Genomic DNA, 2,126 nt, shown 5'->3' on the forward strand with positions numbered 1-2,126 from the left:
GACACATCTATTCTAATCAAGGAATCGGGTTCATGTCTCCTTTTTTGTTCGGATGTAAATTTATGTTAGTGAATTTGCTCATCTACAGTTAATAAATTAAAAATGATTTTACAAGGAAAGCTAACACGAGAAGAAGTAGCAGATTGGGCTTCAAAATATGTAATGCAGGATGAGCCAAATATATCAGATGAAACTGTTTGGGAACTTTTACAAATTGTTTCCGGAATTGATTTAAAAGATAGTCCAGATGAATATCTACATGTAGAACAAGACATTATAGATTGGATAAACAAGTATAGCAATTAAAAAGCGTTAAATAACCTTGATTGGTTACAAGCCTTTCAAGGTTTTTCTATTTTAAAGCTAACTCTACAACTGCCTTCATGGTTCGTGCCTCTCACCCTATAGAATGGATCCATGCCGGACGCACAAGAAAAATGCGATTCTTGTATTTCACAAAAACCGCGTCATACCAAGGTTTTTAATGATTATTCCGACTGGGCTCGAACTAGCGACCTCCACCCTGTCAAAGTGATGCTCTCATTGCTGAGCTAAGGAATCTTCATAAAGCTTTGAAAGCTCTTCAACAACATAAATATCTGTGGGTTTATTGTTGTTTATAATACTGACTATTTCTCTTTGGAACTCTCCATCCCTACTTAAAATTTCTGCTGCTTTCTCATTAGCTTCTTTTTCGAATTCACTCTCTTTGTATTTAGTTCTGCGATATTCTTCCATTGTCATACCATTTTTAAATTGTTTTACATGAACCAATTCATGAATGAAGATAAACTTTATAAAAATTCTTATCGCTTCTTTAAACACACTCAAAACGTGAATTTTTGAAAAATATCCTTGACGCCTTTACAAATACTCTCGGTAAAAAATACCACTTTTTCAACTTGGGACTTATTTTCGCTTGGCACTGTACTTGCTAGAATTGAATGATCTGGAACTTCTTGTTTAATTCTAATAGAATCCGTAGTAATTTTATATTCTATATCCTCAATATCATCTAACTCTTTTTTGATGGAAGAATGAAATGCACCTGTTAACTCATCAATTATTTCTTCTATTTCTTTTTTACTAATAAACTCCATTTCCTATTAGTTAAAAGTAAGAATTTACATGTTTTCATATTATCATGCTCTACTGTTTGAAAAACGTTACAATTTACAATATAAAAGGTATTCTTCCTTTCCACACAGTAGACTAAATATTGTGTAGAAAACATCCCCTCTATTATATTTAAAATACATTACAGAGATACCCTATCTATTTTGCATTATAAAAATTTCTTTTAAAGTTCCGCTTGATTAAAGATTTATTCTATTCTTAACGATATTTTCAAATTACTCAACAGTAATTTAAATAGACCGTAATCAAACTCTTTTCTTCTTTTAGCTGCTCGAACAATGTCTTGGATTGTATCCCAATCTTTCTTTAATCCTGCTGAAATCAGTTTTTCTTTTGCACGTATTTGTTTTAATTCATTTAAATGTCGTTCAATTAATTCTTCATAGGAAATACAAAGATGCGAACGGGTTTTGGGTGAGGAATGGTACGAATAGTATGAGACGGTGTGCGCCTTAGTTGCTCTACGTTGACGACTTTGGTAAAGGATTTCCTTTTGCCGCTTTCTTTCCACTTGACGTTGTTTTTGCTGTTCTTCTATTCTCTTTGCACGAAGTTGATCATGAAGTTTTTTTCAGCTGTTTATCTAAAAGTGGTATGTCATGATCTATTTGCTCGAGATAAGATTGTGGGATTTCAATTCCTGCAAACTCTTTTATGTTTGTTTCCTCGCCACGAAAAATTTTAAGGAGCAGTTCATCTCGTTCTAGATGTACCGTATGAAAACCTTTTTTAATATCCCGAATAATTTCTGGTGTTAAACGGGTATAGTTTCCTAAACACGTTTCCCCTAGTTTGTATGTTTTGTTTTGCTTGTTATGGGTTACAATGTACTGATATCGGAGAGACATGCCGCATTCGCAGCGAAACGGTCGATTCCCGCATCCTCCATCTAATATTGTTTTTGTCAATAATAAATTGAGCCAGAGCGATCACTTCAAAAGTGAGCCACTTTTAGAATCAGAGTTCCCATAAATGGGAGAAGGTGGGTG

At 33.7% G+C, this 2,126-nt stretch carries 4 protein-coding genes; 1 reads left to right on the forward strand and 3 read right to left on the reverse strand.

Annotation, left to right across the window (positions count from 1 at the left end):
* Positions 1-102: 102 nt before the first annotated feature.
* Positions 103-306, forward strand: a complete 204-nt coding sequence (locus tag FB379_RS18260) for a DNA-binding protein (protein WP_144598580.1) — start codon at positions 103-105, stop codon at positions 304-306.
* 234 nt (positions 307-540) lie between these two features.
* Here the strand turns inward: FB379_RS18260 and FB379_RS18270 are convergent, their stop codons facing one another.
* The 3 genes from FB379_RS18270 to FB379_RS18930 all read right to left on the reverse strand — a co-directional run bounded on the left by FB379_RS18270 (position 541) and on the right by FB379_RS18930 (position 2,045).
* On the reverse strand, positions 541-738 hold the full coding sequence (locus FB379_RS18270) for a hypothetical protein (protein WP_130158591.1): 198 nt from the start codon (positions 736-738) through the stop codon (positions 541-543).
* 89 nt (positions 739-827) lie between these two features.
* Complete coding sequence (locus tag FB379_RS18275) at positions 828-1,100, reverse strand: hypothetical protein (protein ID WP_094245391.1); 273 nt, start codon at positions 1,098-1,100, stop codon at positions 828-830.
* A 594-nt stretch (positions 1,101-1,694) separates the two neighbouring features.
* Positions 1,695-2,045, reverse strand: a complete 351-nt coding sequence (locus FB379_RS18930) for a hypothetical protein (RefSeq protein ID WP_242009375.1) — start codon at positions 2,043-2,045, stop codon at positions 1,695-1,697.
* Positions 2,046-2,126: the final 81 nt, after the last annotated feature.

Origin of the sequence: Aeribacillus composti, from assembly GCF_007827555.1 — a bacterium.
GTDB classification, from domain to species: domain Bacteria; phylum Bacillota; class Bacilli; order Bacillales; family Aeribacillaceae; genus Aeribacillus; species Aeribacillus composti.

Bases quoted from the DNA above. Each gene is read 5' to 3' on its own strand.
- FB379_RS18260 (WP_144598580.1), top strand. From the start codon at position 103: ATGATTTTACAAGGAAAGCTAACACGAGAAGAAGTAGCAGATTGGGCT.
- FB379_RS18270 (WP_130158591.1), bottom strand. From the start codon at position 738: ATGGAAGAATATCGCAGAACTAAATACAAAGAGAGTGAATTCGAAAAA.
- FB379_RS18275 (WP_094245391.1), bottom strand. From the start codon at position 1,100: ATGGAGTTTATTAGTAAAAAAGAAATAGAAGAAATAATTGATGAGTTA.